The sequence below is a fragment of the Polynucleobacter sp. QLW-P1DATA-2 genome, from assembly GCF_001870365.1.
GTDB lineage: Bacteria > Pseudomonadota > Gammaproteobacteria > Burkholderiales > Burkholderiaceae > Polynucleobacter.
This window is the reverse complement of the sequence record NZ_LZMQ01000001.1, coordinates 409,350-427,418: the sequence shown is the minus strand read 5'-3', so window position 1 is coordinate 427,418 and position 18,069 is coordinate 409,350. Positions and strand designations below refer to the sequence as shown.

Genomic DNA, 18,069 nt, shown 5'->3' with positions numbered 1-18,069 from the left:
GGTGACACTACCGCCTCTTATTGGCCGAGTTGAGACATCCGGGTCCGTTCATCCCATTGGACAGCTTCCGACCCACAGCAGACATCTAAAGATACCTCATTAATCATGAGTAACTCTAGGCTAGTCTCTAAAAGTATTGCCAAAAGAATATCAATCAAAGTCCCAAATCTCGTGCAAATCCAAACGCATACGATAGTAAGATTCCAGTGCATCTAGCCGCATAAGGTCAGCCGATAACTGATTCTCATTGGCGGCTTTTCTTGCAGCAATCAAATCTGAGATAGTGCCCTCGCCCAGCACATAGGCTTTTTCAGCCGCCTGCGCAGCATCATTCTGGCTTTTTGCGGAATTTAGCAATGTTTCAGCCGCCGTTTTTCTACTCATCATCTGCGACCATAAGCGTTCAAACTCAACGCTAATGCGTTGCTCAGTTTCTATAACTCTTTGGCGACTCATTTCTGCTTCAGATGCTGCCGCAGAAGCATTAGAAAAACGAGCGCTACCGGATATTGGGAACGATAAACTAACACCATTAATTCTCTCGGCGCCACCAAACTCATTGGCGGTATATAGGCCAACGGTTGGATCCGGAAACCTGTCCAAGCCACTGCGTTTAGCTTGCAAATCAAATCGATCAGCATCTGATTTAGCTAGCTTTAATTCATGACTTCGCTCAAGAAATTGTTGACGTAGTAATTCCTTCCTAGTTTGAAGATTAGGAATTACATCCCATTTAAAGTTCTTAATTAATGCGATGCCTTGGTATCTCTGCGTGACTGATTCACCGCTTACGCTTTCTTGTGCTTTAGCAAGCTCTAAGAAGGCCTTTAGCCTACCTTGCTCCGCTGTTGCTAATTGAGCATCCAATCTAGCTACATCCCCAACCTTGTAGCGCACTTGAGCAATCCGGCCAATTTGATCGCCTAGCTGGCTATTTTTCTCGGCAACAATTCTTGACTGAAGCGCTTTAAGATAAGTAAACCAGGTTGCTAATAGATCCTTGCTGGTTTCATGCATAGTATCGGCATACTCAATTCCGGCAAATGACTTGGTGGCATCGGAAATCTTCTCATCAACACCGCCTTTACCCCAAAAACGGATTGGACGCTCAATACCCGCCCAGTATTCTTGATAATTTGTGGCTCCCGGTATATTGGTTACTCTTCGATTTTGTCTAGAGCCCCTGACAACAAACTCTTGCGAACCCGAGGCGATGGCATCAGCCCTGTAATTTAAAGAGTCCTTTCTCGCATCCGCAGCTCCAATCTTAGGGTTGGAATACAGAGCATTTTTTACCTGTTCATCAGTTGGCAATAAATTATTAGCTAATGCTGAAGAACAAACTCCAATAAATGTAGCAAATAGAATCAATTTTTTCATTTTTTGATCCTCTTAATAGATTCAATTAAACGATCAAAGTGGATTTCTTCTTTAAGCTCACTCCAATTTTTTAATGCCCCAAAGCGCTGATAGAGCTTTGGTAAAAGTAGCAAGGTTAATAAAGTTGACGTGATCAAACCACCAATCACCACAATCGCTAAGGGACGCTGAATTTCAGAACCTGGCCCCGTAGCAAAAAGAAGTGGAATCATTCCAAGGGCGGTAATAACTGCCGTCATCAGTACGGGGCGTAAACGCCTTCCAGTACCAAAGTGAATGACATCAGACATAGAGTCGCCCTTAACCAGGCGCTCGTTAAAGTGAGTGACCATCACCACGCCATTTAGGACGGCAATACCAAGTAATGCAATAAATCCGACCGACGCTGGCACGGAAAGATATTGACCGGTGATGGTTAAAGCAACAACTCCACCAACTAGTGCAAAAGGGATATTGAGGAATATGATCCCAGCCTGTATTGCCGAGCCAAAGGTCACCATCAGTATTGCAAAGATTAACCCCAATGCAATCGGGATCACAATAGCTAGCCTTGCAGCAGCCCTTTGTTGATTTTCAAACTGCCCTCCCCAAACCACATTGATCGTTTTAGGCAAGCTCAACGCAATCACTGCCGCCTGAGCATCCTTCACAAATCCTGCTAGATCCCTGCCATCGACAGACACTTGAATGCTAGCAAAGCGACTTGATTGCTCATGGTCAATCCGAATGGGCCCATCTACTTGCTTAATTTCAGCTAGTGATGCTAGTGGCCATGATTTTCCATCAGGTGCGGATATCATTAAGTCGCCAAATGCTTCTGGGCTTGTACGTATATAGTCATTTCCACGTAGTACCAATGGTGTTCTAATGACCCCATCTAATACCACCCCAAGGTTCTCACCTTCAATTTGATTGCGTAATCGCTGCTGCAAGTCCTCAATCGAGAATCCAGCTTGCCCCGCTACGGTACGGTTAATCTTTAGGCTTAAGTACTGCATTCCTTCAGCACGAGGTGCAATTACCTCAGCTGCACCCTTAACATTCCGAACTGAGCCAGCTATAGCTTGTGCCGCCTTATTGATTTCAGCTAAATCACTGCCAAAGATTTTGATTGCCACATCACCGCGGGTTCCCGTAAGCATCTCGGAGACACGCATTTCAATCGGTTGAGTAAAACCATAAACTAATCCAGGAAAGTTATCTAAAGCAATCCTGAGCTTATTGGCAATATCATCCTTATTGCCAGACCATTCACTTTTAGGCTTGAGCACTAAAAACATATCCGTTTCATTTAAGCCCATGGGATCTAGACCTAAATCATCTGAACCTGCTCTGGCAACAATGGATTTAATCTCAGGAACTTCTTTTAAAAATAACTGCTCCACCTGAGAATCAATGATGAGTGACTCATTTAAGGATATTGATGGGAGCTTTTGCAGCTGAACCAAGATGTCTCCTTCATCTAGAGTAGGCATAAAGGTTTTTCCCACAATCATATAAAGAATTACCATCACACCCAACCCAATGCCAGAAGCCCTGTAAAGCCACTTGGTATTGCCCCATACCTGATTGCGCCACTCAACGTATTTCTCTGAAATCTTGCGCATAAACTTTGTTTCTTCATCAGCCTTGCGCTCTAAAACAAACGAAGCTAAGGCGGGAATGACAGTAAATGCAATTAATAAGGATGAGGCGAGCGCCATCACAATAGTTAGCGCTACCGGTGAAAATAGTTTGCCCTCCAAACCTTCAAGACTGAGCAACGGAAGAAAAACTACAGCAATAATAAATACACCAGCTACCATAGGCTTAACAACCTCATGAGTAGCAATAGAAATGATTTCCGTCTTGCTTAATGCTTTTGATGTATTGGGATCAGCAAAGGCTGTTTCCACATTTTCAACTACCACCACTGCGGCATCTACCAACATACCGATAGCAATTGCCAATCCACCCAAGCTCATCAAGTTAGCCGTTAGGCCAAATGCCTTCATTAATATGAACGTAGAGAGTATTGAGAGCGGAAGTACAGCCGCAACCACCAGAGCGGCACGATACCCACCTAAAAATAGATATAAGGTGATGCAAACCAACACGGTAGCTTCAAGTAAAGCCTTTGTAACGGTACCTGCTGCGCGGGATACTAATTCACCGCGGTTATAGAAAGTATTTACGGTCATGCCTTTTGGCAATCTTGGAGCAATCTCAACTAGTTTTTGCTCAACCGAATCAACCAGAAGGCGGGCATTAGCGCCGCGTAAACCCAAGACCAAACCTTCTACTGCCTCTCCTTTTCCATCTTTAGTCACGGCGCCATATCGAGTGGCCGACCCCAAGTGAACTGTAGCAACTTCGTCAAGCATGACTGAGCCACCGTTTGTTTTTGGGATCTGGATCTTTTTTACATCGTCCAGCTTTTTAACGGCCCCCTCAACACGAACTACTAGCGTCTCCTCACCTTGATCAATACGCCCAGCCCCATCATTACTATTGTTCGTCATTACCGCCTTACGAAGATCTGCCATCGTAATTCCACGAGCAGCCAATCGAGATGGGTCAGGAATTACTTCGTAAGTCAAAATCTCCCCACCCAAGACGTTGACTTCAGCCACACCAGGAATGGTTCGAAGCTCAGGTCGAATGGTCCAGTCCAACACGGTGCGTTTATCTCTTAAGCTAAAGCCCTCACCCTCAAGAGTGAACATATAAATTTCACTTAAAGGAGTGGTAATTGGTGCCAGCCCACCAGTTGCGCCGGGTGGGAGGTCTTTTGTAAATGCATTTAAACGTTCTGAGATTTGCTGACGTGCCCAATAAATATCAGTGCCATCATCAAAATCAATCGTGATATCGGCAATGCCATATTTAGATACCGATCTTACAATCCGCTTCTTGGGAATGCTAAGCATTTCAATTTCAATTGGGCGAACTACTCTCTGCTCAACCTCTTCAGGTGTCATCCCCGGAATCTTCAGAATAATTTTGACTTGGGTTGGCGAGATATCAGGAAAGGCATCAATTGGCAACGTCATCCACGCATGAATACCAAAGAGCACTAATGCAATAGCCATTGCCAATACGAGCTTGCGAAAATGCAAACTTGCATCAATTAATTTAGTAAACATTACTCGTCCTTCTGCGCAAGCGCTTTCAGAGAGGCAATGCCAGTTACCGCAACCTTAGCGCCACTAGATAGCGGCGCCTGAATTGAGGCTAAGTCATCATCGCTTGAGATGACTGATACGGGTTGAAGCACTACACCAGTGCCTGAAAGAATGAATATCGCGCTTTGCCCTTTCCAGCTCGTAAGCGCTCTTGAGGGTACCTGCCATAACGTTTTATCCTGAACTTTTGGTTTCAGCCTTGCCTGAATAGTTGCAGTAACCACTTCACCCATCTGCAGAGTGCCGCGTTCCTCAACAACAGCTCTTATTCTTGCTGACTGTGAGGCGCTAACTGCCTGTGATACTCCGGTTACCTTGGCTTTGGCGTTACGGGAGGCAATCACAATCTCATCTCCAGGCTGAATTCCGAGAGCTTTAAATCCAGATGTATTGATCTCGAGATTCAAAGTGGAGATGTCAGCAATTCTAAAAAGCAAGGTTCCAGTATCAACGCGCTGACCGATCAGGTTATGAGCCTCAACCACCGTTCCCTGGATTGGCGACTTCAATGCGCCTGTGGCATAAGATTTAAACGCCTCTTTATTTTTAGGATCATCAAAGTTAATCCCCGCGGCCTTTAGCTCCGACTGTCTTGCCATTAACATGGCATTGGCATTTTCAGCTTTTGCTTTAGTAATATTGAGGCGAGATTGAGGAATAATTCCTTCTTTAAACAATTCGTTATCACGAATCAAGGCTTCTTTAGCCAAACGAGCATCAGATGTGGCTTCTAATAATTTCTGCCTTGAATCGCCCATCTGGGGACTAGTGAAATAAGCCAACGGTGATCCTACTTTTACTGGATCACCAACACCCACAACCATTTGACTGAGCTGTCCAGGATAAGGCGCGGATAGAATCGCCTGCTTTTCCGGCGGGACTGTGACTGAAGCGCTAATTAATACAGAGCCCGAATCAACAGAAATTGCTTGGGCAAAATTCACGCCCATTGCTGCCTGTTGATTTGCAGTCAGTTTTAATGACTTAGGTGCAAATTCTTGTGCTTGAAGACTGCCGCTCAAAATCAGCGAGAAAAGGGAAAGTCTAACTATATGGGAACGAAACATAAAAACCTCTAGAAACACTGCTAACTAAATCCAAGAAACGTGAGCAAGTCACGCCAGAGAAATTTAGAGGGCTAGAGGTGGAGCCAAAGAAAGGGGTGGTGAACTTTGGGCGTACCTTTGATAGGCGAATCTATCTACACTAAAAAAATAAATCTGTCGCCCACTAGATGCCGAATAAACAAGGATAAAGAAGGCTAACGCATAAAAACATAAGGCGATGAGGTCAAATTTTTCATTTTGAAGTGAAGTAGGTACGCCTACCTCAGGAGATTCTTCCGTGGCGCTCGTGAGATAGACTTTGCCGACCTCAGGGGCATTAGCAGACTCAAATCCGGTGCTTGCAACATGCAGATGAAGGCCAAACTGACTTGATCGTCCTGTATGTGCATGTAGGAATGGTGTCAGTACCTGCAATATGATTGCCAGGAGCAAAGCAGCTAAAAGAAGAGGTTTTGATCTCAAAAATTGCATAGATTGATTCTACACCTGAGATATTTCATCTAATTGACCATTATTTGAGCAATCACAACCTAAAATGAGAATCCCTCTCGTTTGGGAGGCAACTGTCCCTAATTGGCCGATTTGAGACCTTCAAATTAATAAAAAACCCTACTTTGAGAGTCGCTTGTACACTTAAAAACAGCCACTTAACCACCATCCCAATTGATTTGGAATGTTTACAGCATTAATTTTTGACAAAAAAATGCCGGCAATCCCTGAGAATTACCGGCAAATCGTTTAAAACGAATTAGTGATCTCGTCGCAGTACTGGAATCCCACCGATCAGATCAGGTCCCCTCATCCACAATGGATCCAGAGAGTTACTTGCTATACCGTTCATATAGCTATCTGGATGCAGCAAGAAAATGGGCTTGCCAAAAAAGTACTGATCTAGCGTTGCTAACTCAATGCAATCGTCACAAAACTTATCCCACCGTTTATTGCCACTCACGGCCTGATCTAAATGCTGGTTGAAGTACGCATCTTCCTTTAATAACAGCGCCTTTACCCGCTCAAATACATATTGCTTGCGCAATTCAGGCCACTGATTCAATCCATCCTCCTCATAACCGCTGATATATAAGCCAAATTTTTCATGGCTTGTTAAAACCGCTGTTTTGATACCATAGTTGCCCATGTATAAGGCACTCATTGCTGTATTTTTCAATTTTTATTCCCTTTAGTCATATAAAAACGTCTGCAATGTTTAATTGCAGACGCAAATCGTTTGAAACGATTTAAAAGTGGGCCGTCTCAACCACGCTGCCATCAAGCGCATTAATAGATTTCCAAAAGCAATAGCCATAGTCTAGTTTTGAATATTGATATTCAGATTCGCACCTGCCCATCAATGCAGCCGCCTCTAACAAAGCAAGCCCGCTATCATCATGAACAGGAATCCCCATGCGAACTGTCTTGTGGTCTTTGTCATTCATAAACGCGACTTCCTCACAATCAGCCTCCCAAGCTGCTTCAGCAAGAAATTCTTGTAGCTTTTGCACAACCTCTTTATTTGCATGTTGCTGACGTAGTTGGATATTCCAAGTTACAAATTTTGTTGCCATGATATTTCTCCTTTTTTTGAATTAGATGGTTACTGCTATAGGCTGCGTTGGTATAAGCGTTGCTGGATTAGGGATATTTGCGTAGTAATGCTTAACAATTTGTTTACTGGCATTCAGTACGCCTCGACCACTCCCCTTGCAAGCTTTAGCTATATCAATTAGCACTTGATCTGGAATACCCAATACCCCGTAATAACTCAGCACCCTGCTCATAACAGGAAGCCAATTACTACTAGGTGCCGCCGTGAAATCCACCACATGACAGCGATCAATTACCGCCCGGTCAATTTTTGACAAATTATTAGTTGTCAAAATAAACACTGCATGTTGACCGCCCCCATTCATCGCGGTTTTAAGCGATGGCATATAAGCACCAGTTAAGTTATCCACCTCATCTAATACAAAATAGTGAAATGCATCGATGGGTGTGAAGTTACAGCGATTAGCAATACTTACCATCATTTGTGCGTGATTTGACGTAGCAGCAATGTCAAAATACTGCGGCAACTGTGCCTCTTGTCCACTATGCGCTTGCTCAATCAAATCGGGCAATATTTTTGCCAAAGCACTTTTGCCAGTCCCCACATCCCCATATAACAAAATGCCGTTTTTTCCCGATCCAGGAAAGCCGCCATTTTTAGCAATGCAGCCCTCAATCATCTGCTTCGCTTTTGCATCTTTAAAAACTACATCGCCCAATACTTTAGGCTGAAACTGCTCATCAAAATTACTAAAATCAGGTTGCATAAAACCTCCAGTGAATGATTACTGCAGGGCAACTAACCCCGCAGCAATCTGTTTAGTTAAAAATTACTCAGCCATTGCCGCTGCTTGCGCTGCCAACTGATCTACTTGGTCAACATCGCTTGCCTGCGCCTGCTCTTCTTGTTCGTTAGCAATAGCATCTTTGCTAACCTTGTAAAACGCTAACAACGCTGCGTTTACTACCGCTTTATCGCTAAGCCCAGCACGTACTGCGTACTTGCCGCCCGATAAAGGTGTAGCAATGAGCACGATTTGCCCTGCTGTAGCGTCCACTTTTTGCGCTAAGACTGCACTGTCAAACACGGCCAGCTCACGTGCATTTGCCCATTGCTGCGCTTGCACCAGTTTTTCGTCACGTGTTAGTAATGCAGAACCTGCGCCATTTGATTTTTTGCTTTCTGCATTAGCCAAGCGCATTGCAGTTAAGCCCCCTTCAAAATTTTGCACGTATTGTGCAAAATCAGCAGGTTCGCAGCCTTTCTTTTTTGCGTAAGCAATAGCTGAGTAGTAGCTATTAATTTTTCTAGCATCTGCACCAATAAATACGCACATTAAAAACTTGCTGAGCACATACGTTTTTGGTGTCACATTAATGTTGCGATCCAGCATGTATGCATCCAAGCGATTTAAAATACGCTTTTGCTCCTTCTCACTCTGCTGCAAGAACAAGTCATACTTTGCGTAGCACTTGCCCACAATGCTATTTAAAAATGCATTGCTACGGGCCTCTGCAACATTTAGCTCTCGCTGATATTTCCCGTACTCTGCCGCAAGATCATCTAACTCTGTTATCAGATCACCCATTGCAGCCGCCCCTATAAGCGTTTCAAAGTCAATAGACTTAGCAGCACCGCTGCCATCGCTCATAAATTGCGCTCGCACGTCGTACCATTCTTGCTTTTGTCCAATGCTTGCCTTCTCTAGCTCACGCAAAGCCTGCTGCGCTTGCTCTTCAGAAGTACCGCTAACCGTTACCTCCGCCCCTGTGTCTTGCATAAACTTTTCAATGTCTATTGCCTGTGCTGCTGTGTTTACTGCTTGTGTGTTTACTAAAGTTGCTTCCATTTTTACTTCTCCTTGTTTTTTTAATTAATGTGTTACTGCTACTGCGTCGTCTTGCAATGTTGCTAGTGCTGCATTAACTAGCGCATCCGTTAAGCTTGTACATTTGCGTGTTAAAAACAGTGCAACAATGCATTCGTCCGTTACTTCCCCATCACCATCTACCGCAAACTCCAACTCCCCATCTAACTCCGCCAACATCATCAGCAGCAACTCTTCTTTATCGCTGCGCTGTTTAATGCTGTCGTAATACTCTTTAACTTCTTGCATCTGTCTGCAAAACAATATTTCAGCTTCAGCTTCAAAACTTTGCTGCTTGCTTGCAACAATGTTTGCTAAAGCCAGTGCCGCCGCTGTATTGCCGCTTGTTGCTGCGTTTGTGTTTAATCGTGCTGTTTTCATTTGCTACCTTTCAATATGTGTTTAAAAAAATTACTGAGTGCTGCTTTACTGTTTGTTAATAAGTTTGTTGCGCTATTAGCAGTGCGCTGTGCTGCCAATCCCTGCATTCGCTTTGAATCGAGCAAATAACAGCTCTGTGTTGTTAATGCCTTTTGCATGTAGCACCCCCGCGCTAGTTAGCAACTGCGTTAATAAATGCTGCACAGCAACTACATACAAGTAGTGCTGTACTGCGTGAAATTGCGTGTTTAAAGCGACTGATTTGTTAAAGAGCGGCAGCAGTGCTGCGATATGTAGCTATTACAGCAAAATATTTTTAATGTTAAAATTAAAAGTTGATTATTAATATCAACGTTTAACATTTATGAGAAAAAACAGTCGCATTAAAGAGCCCTTAACGCAGCTTTCGGCTGAGTTCAATGCGGATGAAGTGGAAGTGGAGGCCGACTGGAGATACCACCTTGTTGTGCCCTATATAAGACACAGCAGCAGTTATTTGGCCGTTAGGGACAAATACAGGGGCATGAAGGTTAAAAAGGGTGATTTACCCAAAGACGAGGCGGCCGTATATAAGGTTGCCGACTGGTTTGATATCTTGAGTATCGAAGCGGACGACGATGGAGGGGATCAAACAGACTGGTGGGAACGAGCAGGAAAATCCTTATATGGTTTTGATATGCCAATTCCAGCAGTGTCGGGGATCTATATGGAGGCTGGTGAAGTAAGAACATTACACAAAGGCGGCCGATTGGTTCCAACCTTCCTCATTGAAGTGCCTTTAAATCTAACTATGACAGAAGCTCAAAAAGGTATTAAAAATTTAATTCAGTTCTATATGCAACATTGGAAGCCGCCCATTCAGTTTGGCGTACCACTTCCCGAAGCCTATAAGGCACATTACAAGCTAGAGAAAAGCAAGCTACAGGAAGATACCCTAGTTAATGGTCTTGAAGCCTTAACAATGTACAAGGCGGGAACCCCCCTTTGGAAGATCGCCAATCAATTGGATTTATCTCCTGCTCATAGGGTTGATGAAAAGACATCTAAGCCAGGGGAGAAAGACAGCGAATACAAGAGAGTGCTAAGCGTTAAAGCACGGCAACTGGTAAAAATAGCATCTTTAGTAGCCGAAAATGCTGCCCGCGGAAGATTTCCCAGTAAAAAGATGTTCCCAGAGGCGATGCTAGGTAGTTATGAGCGTGACGCTGGAAGACCCGTGGGATCCAAGAGCCCCAAAACAATGAACGTAACCAAGTACAAGACCAAGTTCAATTCGTTTTAGACGATTAGCTCAATAGCTTAGATCAGCTCTACTGCTTTACGCTTTTGATCGTCGTTGCAGTCTATATAGTGCTGCACACTAGATAGCTGTCTGTGTCCACTCAATCCCATGATTACCCTCACCCCAACACCCTTGGCCGCTAAGTTGGTAATGAAGCTCCTTCTACCCGAATGACTACTAGCCCCTGGAATAGCTGCTCGCTGATATAGATAGTGAAAGAACTGGGTAGCTGTATTGGCGTTGAAGCCATCACTGCTTTTCTTCTGGGAATAAAACAGTTTTTCTTGGGGATCATTGGGGGTATAGATCTTGATATAGGCAGACAGCTCCTTTTTAAGCTTCTCACTAATGAAGACTGTACGGGCGTCACCGCCTTTCGCTTGCTCTGGACGCAGCATGATCTCGTTTTTAATAGCACCTTCTGCATCAACAACGTCTGCAAAGCGCAGCGAAGCCATTTCCGCAACACGCAATCCTGCGTAATGCGTAATCAGTAGCATCGCCCTATTTCTAGCGCAATGCTTGCGTGTCGCTATGTGATCTAAAACTCTGCGTAATTCTTGCGCTGTTAGTGTTTTCGCTTGTTTCATCTTGTAATCTCCCTAAATCAAATAAAAGTCACACATTCAATGTAATTTCTTATGTGCGTGAAGTCGACCTAAAAAGGTCTGCTTGTATTTAGTGAGATTTCTTCAATGATCACAATGGTTTAGAGACGATCAGCTGAAAAATATAAGGTTTTGCTTATTTGCTTACATTTATACATCTCAAAGCCAGTTACGCCCAAATGAAGAAAACAGCCGAATTGCGTTTTATCTATGCAATCGGCTGCCTTACTACTAAATCCAAATATAAACGGCTCTAAGCAGCGATCCTTTGTTTAAGGTCTGCATCGTAGTTTGATGAAAAGTAATCTGGGCTGTTGCCAGTTTTTTCCCGGCATGGACGCATGGGGAACTTCTCACTTAACGCCAATCCATGTCTGTCATCCACAAGGGCCACAGTTAATTGGCAGGTGCGTAAATCCACCGTAACAAACCCCATGACCTTGGGCTTTGACATCGCACTATCAAATCGCTTGATCCAGCTGCATAGGATGTGTTCGCTGTGATTGGCGAACTGGACATCTATATTGATTTTTTGGTAATGGGAAATGACCATGCCCAGTGCCTCCATATCGATATCGGTAGTAGCTGTATGTTGCCATTGGGTAAATGGCACTAGATCGATTAAATACTTTAAGTGTTGCTGTGGAAGGTCTAAAGTTCCATTAAATACTGCGTTGTAATACATGCCCTTGCCAAAAGTTTTTCCGAACTTTGTGTTGTTATATAAACGCACTGCTATTTTTGTTTCTTGTTTTGTTACTTGTTTTGTCTCCATCTCTTTCTCCTGATATGGTCTAGTTGCGGGTTGCTTTGTTGCCTCTAGTCACAAACCCAGAAAAGAAGTCACTTGTCTGGGTTACTAGTCGCTTCATGCCTTAAGCAGTAACTGGTAACTAGTTACTTGTAACTTTGTTTCTTCTTGTTACCTAGTAACCCATAGCAACTCAAAGCAACTCGCATTTTTATTTATGCCTTCTAGATAAGATATGAAATTTATTCTTTGGTTTTCGCTGGGTTTCACAAGATTTCGATCCCATTGCTTATTGATCTAGCTATTGCTTCATTGATCTGTTGTTTTTCTATGCCAGATCAGGTCGACCCTTTTGTAGGCCGACACTATCGTTAAGACTCTACTAACAACAAGGAGTTTTTAATGTCCGTCCTAACAAGTCTTAAATTAATAACAGGTAAGCGCCCGGTATCAGCTAGCCCAATCGTACTGCGCAGAAACAAGATGGCTAACAAGATTGCTGAGCAATTGGCACTTTGTGAAGCCCAAAAATCTGGCGAACAATATCAACCCAAAGTCACCCGCACTTACACAAACAAGCAAACGGGCGAACGCATGACGGTGGACACAGTAAAGCGTGTACGTCAGTGGTTCTACATCAGCCCCGAGGGCAAGATTAACCTAACCCTTAAGTACGGCAGCAAAGTATTACCCCTGAATAAAAAAGGGGCTAATGCCATTGAACTAGCTTCAGGCGATGAACTCATAGCCACACTGAAGAATCTACAGACTGCCGTACTAAACGGTGATTTAGATGAAGCAATTAATGAAGTAAGCGAGATGACTCGCAATTCGTTTAAGAAATGATGATCCAGGGCTAGTTTGCAATCGTGCAGCTAGCCCATTTTTAACTTTAGGAGAATCACATGAACACTTATTCAGCTTACGTCCGTGCCAATGGATTTGTAGTCCAAACCAGAATCTGTGCAAACAGCGTTTCAGATGCAATCTTTTTACTTAAAGGCCAGTATGGTGCAGATAATTTGGTTCACTTGCCCGTGCAGGTTAACTAAGCATGTCAAATTCTGAATTTGACGCTGCAATGCTTGGCCAATTTACCGGTACTGAGCACTATTACCGCATTAGCCCCAGCACAGTCATTACAGATGGCTGCAAATATCTAGCTGATGAAGCTGGGGCATATTGGCTAATGGATGCAATAGCTAGTTATCTACCCCAATTTACAGGACGTGAGGAATTTATATCTGCCAAGCTCAACGTGACAAGAGGTAGTGCTGAGCTAGCGTTAGATAACGGCAATGGGAAAGTACTTGATCGCCAGCACATTCCATTTACTGACTTCCCTTTACCTGCCATTACCCTCTATGCCTGCTGGAGTGGTGACTTCTGGTTTCTGCTATTGCCTAGCGAATACTAAAACTCATTTAGCTCTCCTAACTAAATATAAGAAATGGAGAGTCCAAATGAGATTGAATGAATTTTTGAGTGATGATGAGTGGATTCGTTTGCAACAAATTATGTACGCCAGCACCTTGGAGGCGTTAAACACTTATCAAAAACAACGTGCAGCGCAGTATGCCCCTAAGCCCCTGGCTACAAAGCTAAAACCCGAGGTAGCTAAAAAGGCACGTACCCTAGCTCGTAAAGCAAAACAGCCCACCCAAGTTGCAGCACCCAAGCCATTACCAAAACCCAAGCCACTACCCCTGCCTGCCGCAAGTGGCACCCCAGCGTATCAACCTGTAAAAGCACCCACTCTACTACCCGCAGGCACTAAAGTTGTAGCTGCACGCGGCCAACCCAAGTCCCCTCCCCAAAGCGCCAAATTACCACCCAGTATGCGCGAATTACCAAGCGGTCAAGTAGCCATGATCCATGCCAAAACCGATCCGATAGTGCAGAAGAGTATGGACAAAGAACGAGGCTAGAGAGCCGGCAGAGCGGTGGTCCTGGGGATCTATATAACGCAAAAAAGTGCGCTACCGGCACGACAGAGACTATGCGAAATTAGATGCTCAAGATTTCTTCTTCTTGAGAGCTTCTTGCTGCTGCTTAAGTTTTTTAGATTGATATACCTCGGGCACTTCAATCTTATTAAACAGCGCCCCTCGTGCTTTAGGTGCCCGTACATTTTCAGCAATCGCCTCACCCGTAGCCCTGTCATAGTGCTTGGCAATAATCCCAGGTGAATTACCCAACTGCAAAGCAATGTCTCGTAGCGGCACCCCATCCATATTAAGTACTGTGGTGGTATGGGCACTACGGAAGCTATAGAAGACCCTCTTCTTACCGCTATTGGGATCACGCAGCAAATTATGTTCATCCAAAAAGCGATCAAACATATGGTGCGATGTACCCAGCTTGCCACCACTGCGGGTTCTAAAGACATAACCGGGATCATTGCTCTCAGTCAGCTTCTTCAAGGTGGTTTTACCATCTGGGTAATTACGAGCCACGATCTCTTTTAGCACCTTGAAGGTTTCATCAAAGCCATTGGCGTCCCGATCCTTGGTCTTGCCATATACCGATAAGGTCACCGTAGGCTGCCACTCAATTTGCTCAATGAGATTGCCCTCTTCGTCATATTCTTCAATGGGCTTTTGGGATGATTCATCTTCAGCCAAGAAACCTTCTGCATTGGTCTCTTGGGGCTGCATATCCACAATCTTGGTCTTGTACTTGATGTTTTTCCATTGCAAATTCAGCAGCTCTTTACCTGGCCTAGCCCCTGTATCAATCAAGATGCGGACATAGTCATAAAGGAGTTCACGCTGCTCACGCTTGGCTTCAGATCTACCTCGCAAAATCCACGCTGGGAAGTTGGCCAAAATGGCATTAACCTCTTTAATGCTAAAGGTTGCGTAGTTTTCACCCTTGCGCCCTGTGGTCTCTAGCTCGGGCTTCATGGCTCTGGTCATAAAGCCACGAATAATGGCCTCTTCAAAGATGTAGTTCAGGGTAACGTTATGTTTTCGTACTGTGCTGTAGGCAGGCTCTTTACCCATTAGCTCAGCACGATCAAGCTCATATTGCTTGAGTGCTGCGTAATCAATCTTGTCGATGTTCTTGTTGCCCAAGCAAGGGATTAAGAAATCATCAATGATGCGTTTGTATACATTGTAGGAAACGGGAGCCTCACCCTTTTTAGCTTTGTCATCCATGCGCTGCTTAGTTAAGCGAGCGATATCTCTAAATTTCTTGGTGACAACAGGAAGATTGGCTTCTTTTTTAAGCTCAGCGATGCGCTTGAGATCTTTTGCTTTTTCAATCGCTTTGGCTTGATCACGCAATTTAGTAGAGGCGATTAGCCACTTGCCATCTACCTTATAACGACACTGCCAAACAGTACTTGATGGGCGCTTGTATAGAATCAGTTCGCGCGGGTAGATTTCGTAAGTGCTGTCGAGCTTTTCAGGCATCACAACACTTTAAATTTTTATAACGTTTACGTCAACGGATTTTGTAGAAGCAAATCAATTGATATTTAAAACTAAATGGGCATTAGGGATTAATTTCTGAAACCATGCCAGGTTGTCGGCACAAACCATAAGCGATATGATCTCCGCCCCCATATACCTAGCCACCGTCAACCTATGCTTGCCGTCGCATACAAGGGCAAGGCCATTTTCATGGGGGCACAAAAAAATAGGTGACAACTTGATTTCTTGCACCCAGCATTCAATTACTTTTGCAATATTTGCGGGGTTATGTCCTTGCGCCCCAGACTTCCATAAAGTAGTAGCTTCGTAAACCTCGGGTCTATGTAAAGCACTCCAGACATCACTAAAGTTCGCACTCAAAATCACTAGTCCAGCACTCAAAACTTCCTTGGATAAATCGTTATAACTTATTGACTCATGAGAATGATCCCAAATAGGATTTACTTTTGGAGTAGATTTCTTATACCCTTTAACAAGCTTACGAATGCGAGAATTTTCTTGGGCAATGGCCGACTGTCTATCAATAAAATCTTTGATTTCGTCCTGATTCATTCGCTTGTCTATTTCAAGAAATTTTTGACTTAATAAAATCTACGACGTTTTTGTACTTTTCAGAAATATTTTTCAACTCACAATCATTAACGAGTTTTAATTTATATGAATCAATGAAAGGGTTGATGAGATCCCTTTCAATGCCCTGTTTGTGCAATATGCTCTTAAGAAAATTTAATTTACCGACCTCAGGAAAGGTTATATCCGCTAGATTCACCTTTATGCCAAGCTCAACGGCATTTTCAGAAATTTTTTGAAGAAAATATTCATCAGAATAAAAATCTTCAATAGTTTCAGGGATCTGATATTCAGGATTACCAAAAATATCGGCATAAGTTATCCACTCGCCATGCCCATGAAACTTATTATGTTCATCTCTGTATTGCAGGGCAGTCTTATCTGAGTCACTAAGGATCAGGAGCTCTCTATTTGCAACCTGGAACATAGGAGTCAAATTCTTTATCAACTTAACGCCCTGTGAAAAACAAGATCCAACACGACTAAATTTGTCTCGAATGGCTTTACTTTGGCCGCTTATGTATAGATCAAATATTCTTTTATCCTGCCAACCCTCAAATAGAATATTTTTTTCGGAAATTACTTCAAAAATAGAAGCTCCTAGTGCGCTATATAAAACTTCATCCTCATAAAGCCTAGACTCCTCACTCCCTTGATACACCTTTGTAATTTCCGATGCTTTCTTCACAACAAAATTTGCATCGTAATCTTTTTTATTAATCATATAAGGAGAATGCGTCGCTATAAAAACAGCATTTGTTTGAGCCATCCTAAGAAGCTCATCTCTTAGATTTTTAATACCACTTGGATGAAGGCTAATTTCTGGCTCATCAAATAGGAGAACCATGTCTTTCATTTCACCATTTTTTACTTTTGCAGAAATCAAAAGCAATAGTGAAACAAATCGCTTAAATCCATCGCTCCTATCCTGAAAACTGAAGTCGGTTACATCATCAACAACCGATATAGTCATTAAAGATCCATTCGGAGTAATTTCCAATCTCACATCTTTGTAATCACGCCATATATTCTTAAGATATTGAGTGGCCGCCGATGATACTTTTTTTAACACAGCTTTAAATTGATGTTGACCAAGAATTTTTTCTCCAAGAAGATCTTTCTCTAAATCAGAAATTCCTGCCAACATGAAAATACTCTTTAATGGCGCACAACTGTCAGGGTTTTTAGAAAATGCATCAATATCGATTTCACTTGGCAATATGTTAGTTGGGTCGAAGTTCCACAACAATGATTCTGGCAACAAATCTTTAGCCAAAGCAATGATTGCCCCACCAACAATTATGTTTAACTTCTCTGGAGTTAAAGGCTTAATCCAGGCATCGGATCTATTTTCTATCGAATTTAATTCAACAAGGTCAACGGTACTTGCCTGAACTTCAACGCCATCGTCTATTTTTTTGAGCTTGGACTCCCCATTAATTTCACTTTTTTCTATATACCCCCACTCCCCTATTATTTTTGCTGTTTTAGGGAGCTGAAAATACTGCAGAGTCTTCTCCTCGGAAATGATATTTGCCTTATATTGCAGTCTACCTTTTGCATTAAAAAAGTCTTGCAAAGACAATTCTTGCTTATCTCCCAGCGAAACTATCAACTTCCCCGAAGTCGGCTCAATAACATTTAATTTTAATTTTTTATATGCTTCATTAATTTCATCTTCATTCATTTGAAATATAAATTTGACGAATGATTCATCTATTATTTGGTCTGGATCTGCGCTCATTCGACAATCTTTTCTAGATATTTTCGAATTGCTTGCCAGCAAATTGATGGCCTTCAATATATTTGATTTTCCAGACTCATTCATGCCAACAAATACACTTGTCACGCCGTCCCTCACTGAGAGAGACAATGTATCAATACTTCTATAGTTTTTTATGTCAATATTAGTAAGTTTCATTTTTATATTTCCACTCTTTGTGACTTAAGTTTATTCTAATTTCCATAAAAAATATGCTCGACATCAAATCCGTACCAACTTCAAATGCACAG

Annotated in this window: 19 protein-coding genes; 5 read left to right on the top strand and 14 right to left on the bottom strand. The window is 43.0% G+C overall.

Translation table 11 applies throughout. The features are described from left to right. Positions 1-150: 150 nt before the first annotated feature. From A9236_RS02070 to A9236_RS02030, 9 genes are all read right to left on the bottom strand, one after another. Positions 151-1,380 (bottom strand): TolC family protein, encoded by a 1,230-nt coding sequence (locus tag A9236_RS02070; RefSeq protein ID WP_011903515.1) that lies wholly within the window; start codon positions 1,378-1,380, stop codon positions 151-153. Beyond that, complete coding sequence (locus A9236_RS02065; RefSeq protein WP_011903516.1) at positions 1,377-4,505, bottom strand: efflux RND transporter permease subunit; 3,129 nt, start codon at positions 4,503-4,505, stop codon at positions 1,377-1,379. The genes A9236_RS02070 and A9236_RS02065 overlap by 4 nt, the downstream gene beginning before the upstream one ends. After that, positions 4,505-5,611 carry an efflux RND transporter periplasmic adaptor subunit gene (locus tag A9236_RS02060; RefSeq protein ID WP_011903517.1) on the bottom strand — a complete coding sequence of 369 codons (1,107 nt, stop codon included), beginning with the start codon at positions 5,609-5,611 and terminating at the stop codon, positions 4,505-4,507. Before A9236_RS02060 ends, A9236_RS02065 begins: the two co-directional genes overlap by 1 nt. Before the next feature lie 63 nt (positions 5,612-5,674). Then, entirely contained in the window at positions 5,675-6,082 is a 408-nt protein-coding gene (locus A9236_RS02055) for a hypothetical protein (protein ID WP_011903518.1), read from the bottom strand. A 277-nt stretch (positions 6,083-6,359) separates the two neighbouring features. Beyond that, positions 6,360-6,764 carry a hypothetical protein gene (locus tag A9236_RS02050; protein WP_071467720.1) on the bottom strand — a complete coding sequence of 135 codons (405 nt, stop codon included), beginning with the start codon at positions 6,762-6,764 and terminating at the stop codon, positions 6,360-6,362. An 85-nt stretch (positions 6,765-6,849) separates the two neighbouring features. After that, entirely contained in the window at positions 6,850-7,176 is a 327-nt protein-coding gene (locus tag A9236_RS02045) for a hypothetical protein (protein WP_011903520.1), read from the bottom strand. Between the two features lie 21 nt (positions 7,177-7,197). Continuing rightward, positions 7,198-7,923, bottom strand: a complete 726-nt coding sequence (locus A9236_RS02040; RefSeq protein WP_011903521.1) for an AAA family ATPase — start codon at positions 7,921-7,923, stop codon at positions 7,198-7,200. A 63-nt stretch (positions 7,924-7,986) separates the two neighbouring features. Further along, positions 7,987-9,006 (bottom strand): hypothetical protein, encoded by a 1,020-nt coding sequence (locus A9236_RS02035; protein ID WP_011903522.1) that lies wholly within the window; start codon positions 9,004-9,006, stop codon positions 7,987-7,989. Positions 9,007-9,030: 24 nt separating this feature from the next. Further along, positions 9,031-9,405 carry a hypothetical protein gene (locus A9236_RS02030; RefSeq protein WP_011903523.1) on the bottom strand — a complete coding sequence of 125 codons (375 nt, stop codon included), beginning with the start codon at positions 9,403-9,405 and terminating at the stop codon, positions 9,031-9,033. A 364-nt stretch (positions 9,406-9,769) separates the two neighbouring features. On the opposite strand from A9236_RS02030, the gene A9236_RS02025 reads away from it, so the two are divergent. Next, positions 9,770-10,687, top strand: coding sequence for a hypothetical protein (locus tag A9236_RS02025; protein WP_011903524.1), 918 nt, complete (start codon positions 9,770-9,772; stop codon positions 10,685-10,687). A gap of 17 nt (positions 10,688-10,704) precedes the next feature. Here A9236_RS02025 and A9236_RS02020 read toward each other — a convergent pair whose 3' ends face one another. Together A9236_RS02020 and A9236_RS02015 are read right to left on the bottom strand one after the other, a co-directional pair. Then, a complete protein-coding gene (locus A9236_RS02020) occupies positions 10,705-11,277 on the bottom strand; it encodes a site-specific integrase (RefSeq protein ID WP_011903525.1) in 573 nt (190 codons plus the stop codon). A gap of 271 nt (positions 11,278-11,548) precedes the next feature. Next, entirely contained in the window at positions 11,549-12,070 is a 522-nt protein-coding gene (locus tag A9236_RS02015) for a hypothetical protein (protein ID WP_011903526.1), read from the bottom strand. Positions 12,071-12,448: 378 nt separating this feature from the next. Here A9236_RS02015 and A9236_RS02010 point away from each other — a divergent pair, with 378 nt between their 5' ends. From A9236_RS02010 to A9236_RS02000, 4 genes are read left to right on the top strand one after another with little or no spacing between them, the layout of a single operon-like run. After that, entirely contained in the window at positions 12,449-12,892 is a 444-nt protein-coding gene (locus A9236_RS02010; RefSeq protein WP_011903527.1) for a DUF6641 family protein, read from the top strand. A gap of 59 nt (positions 12,893-12,951) precedes the next feature. Beyond that, positions 12,952-13,098 carry a hypothetical protein gene (locus tag A9236_RS11040; protein ID WP_161485406.1) on the top strand — a complete coding sequence of 49 codons (147 nt, stop codon included), beginning with the start codon at positions 12,952-12,954 and terminating at the stop codon, positions 13,096-13,098. Between the two features lie 2 nt (positions 13,099-13,100). Then, a complete protein-coding gene (locus A9236_RS02005) occupies positions 13,101-13,463 on the top strand; it encodes a DUF6876 family protein (protein ID WP_011903528.1) in 363 nt (120 codons plus the stop codon). Positions 13,464-13,509: 46 nt separating this feature from the next. Further along, positions 13,510-13,974, top strand: a complete 465-nt coding sequence (locus A9236_RS02000; protein WP_011903529.1) for a hypothetical protein — start codon at positions 13,510-13,512, stop codon at positions 13,972-13,974. Positions 13,975-14,061: 87 nt separating this feature from the next. Here A9236_RS02000 and A9236_RS01995 read toward each other — a convergent pair whose 3' ends face one another. Genes A9236_RS01995 through A9236_RS01985 form a run of 3 tightly spaced genes read right to left on the bottom strand, consistent with a single transcriptional unit; the run spans position 14,062 to position 17,977 of the window. Beyond that, positions 14,062-15,465 (bottom strand): phage integrase family protein, encoded by a 1,404-nt coding sequence (locus A9236_RS01995; protein ID WP_011903530.1) that lies wholly within the window; start codon positions 15,463-15,465, stop codon positions 14,062-14,064. Between the two features lie 54 nt (positions 15,466-15,519). After that, a complete protein-coding gene (locus A9236_RS01990; protein WP_071467719.1) occupies positions 15,520-16,038 on the bottom strand; it encodes a hypothetical protein in 519 nt (172 codons plus the stop codon). A gap of 13 nt (positions 16,039-16,051) precedes the next feature. Next, on the bottom strand, positions 16,052-17,977 hold the full coding sequence (locus tag A9236_RS01985) for an AAA family ATPase (protein WP_011903532.1): 1,926 nt from the start codon (positions 17,975-17,977) through the stop codon (positions 16,052-16,054). Positions 17,978-18,069: the final 92 nt, after the last annotated feature.

What these genes read in the sequence shown, in the direction of transcription:
- A9236_RS02065 (WP_011903516.1), bottom strand. Translation starts at nt 4,505, where the DNA reads ATGTTTACTAAATTAATTGATGCAAGTTTGCATTTTCGCAAGCTCGTA.
- A9236_RS02025 (WP_011903524.1), top strand. Translation starts at nt 9,770, where the DNA reads ATGAGAAAAAACAGTCGCATTAAAGAGCCCTTAACGCAGCTTTCGGCT.
- A9236_RS02045 (WP_011903520.1), bottom strand. Translation starts at nt 7,176, where the DNA reads ATGGCAACAAAATTTGTAACTTGGAATATCCAACTACGTCAGCAACAT.
- A9236_RS02040 (WP_011903521.1), bottom strand. Translation starts at nt 7,923, where the DNA reads ATGCAACCTGATTTTAGTAATTTTGATGAGCAGTTTCAGCCTAAAGTA.
- A9236_RS01985 (WP_011903532.1), bottom strand. Translation starts at nt 17,977, where the DNA reads ATGAAACTTACTAATATTGACATAAAAAACTATAGAAGTATTGATACA.
- A9236_RS11040 (WP_161485406.1), top strand. Translation starts at nt 12,952, where the DNA reads ATGAACACTTATTCAGCTTACGTCCGTGCCAATGGATTTGTAGTCCAA.
- A9236_RS02060 (WP_011903517.1), bottom strand. Translation starts at nt 5,611, where the DNA reads ATGTTTCGTTCCCATATAGTTAGACTTTCCCTTTTCTCGCTGATTTTG.
- A9236_RS02070 (WP_011903515.1), bottom strand. Translation starts at nt 1,380, where the DNA reads ATGAAAAAATTGATTCTATTTGCTACATTTATTGGAGTTTGTTCTTCA.
- A9236_RS02005 (WP_011903528.1), top strand. Translation starts at nt 13,101, where the DNA reads ATGTCAAATTCTGAATTTGACGCTGCAATGCTTGGCCAATTTACCGGT.
- A9236_RS01995 (WP_011903530.1), bottom strand. Translation starts at nt 15,465, where the DNA reads ATGCCTGAAAAGCTCGACAGCACTTACGAAATCTACCCGCGCGAACTG.
- A9236_RS02015 (WP_011903526.1), bottom strand. Translation starts at nt 12,070, where the DNA reads ATGGAGACAAAACAAGTAACAAAACAAGAAACAAAAATAGCAGTGCGT.
- A9236_RS02035 (WP_011903522.1), bottom strand. Translation starts at nt 9,006, where the DNA reads ATGGAAGCAACTTTAGTAAACACACAAGCAGTAAACACAGCAGCACAG.
- A9236_RS02000 (WP_011903529.1), top strand. Translation starts at nt 13,510, where the DNA reads ATGAGATTGAATGAATTTTTGAGTGATGATGAGTGGATTCGTTTGCAA.
- A9236_RS01990 (WP_071467719.1), bottom strand. Translation starts at nt 16,038, where the DNA reads ATGAATCAGGACGAAATCAAAGATTTTATTGATAGACAGTCGGCCATT.
- A9236_RS02010 (WP_011903527.1), top strand. Translation starts at nt 12,449, where the DNA reads ATGTCCGTCCTAACAAGTCTTAAATTAATAACAGGTAAGCGCCCGGTA.
- A9236_RS02055 (WP_011903518.1), bottom strand. Translation starts at nt 6,082, where the DNA reads ATGCAATTTTTGAGATCAAAACCTCTTCTTTTAGCTGCTTTGCTCCTG.
- A9236_RS02030 (WP_011903523.1), bottom strand. Translation starts at nt 9,405, where the DNA reads ATGAAAACAGCACGATTAAACACAAACGCAGCAACAAGCGGCAATACA.
- A9236_RS02050 (WP_071467720.1), bottom strand. Translation starts at nt 6,764, where the DNA reads ATGAGTGCCTTATACATGGGCAACTATGGTATCAAAACAGCGGTTTTA.
- A9236_RS02020 (WP_011903525.1), bottom strand. Translation starts at nt 11,277, where the DNA reads ATGAAACAAGCGAAAACACTAACAGCGCAAGAATTACGCAGAGTTTTA.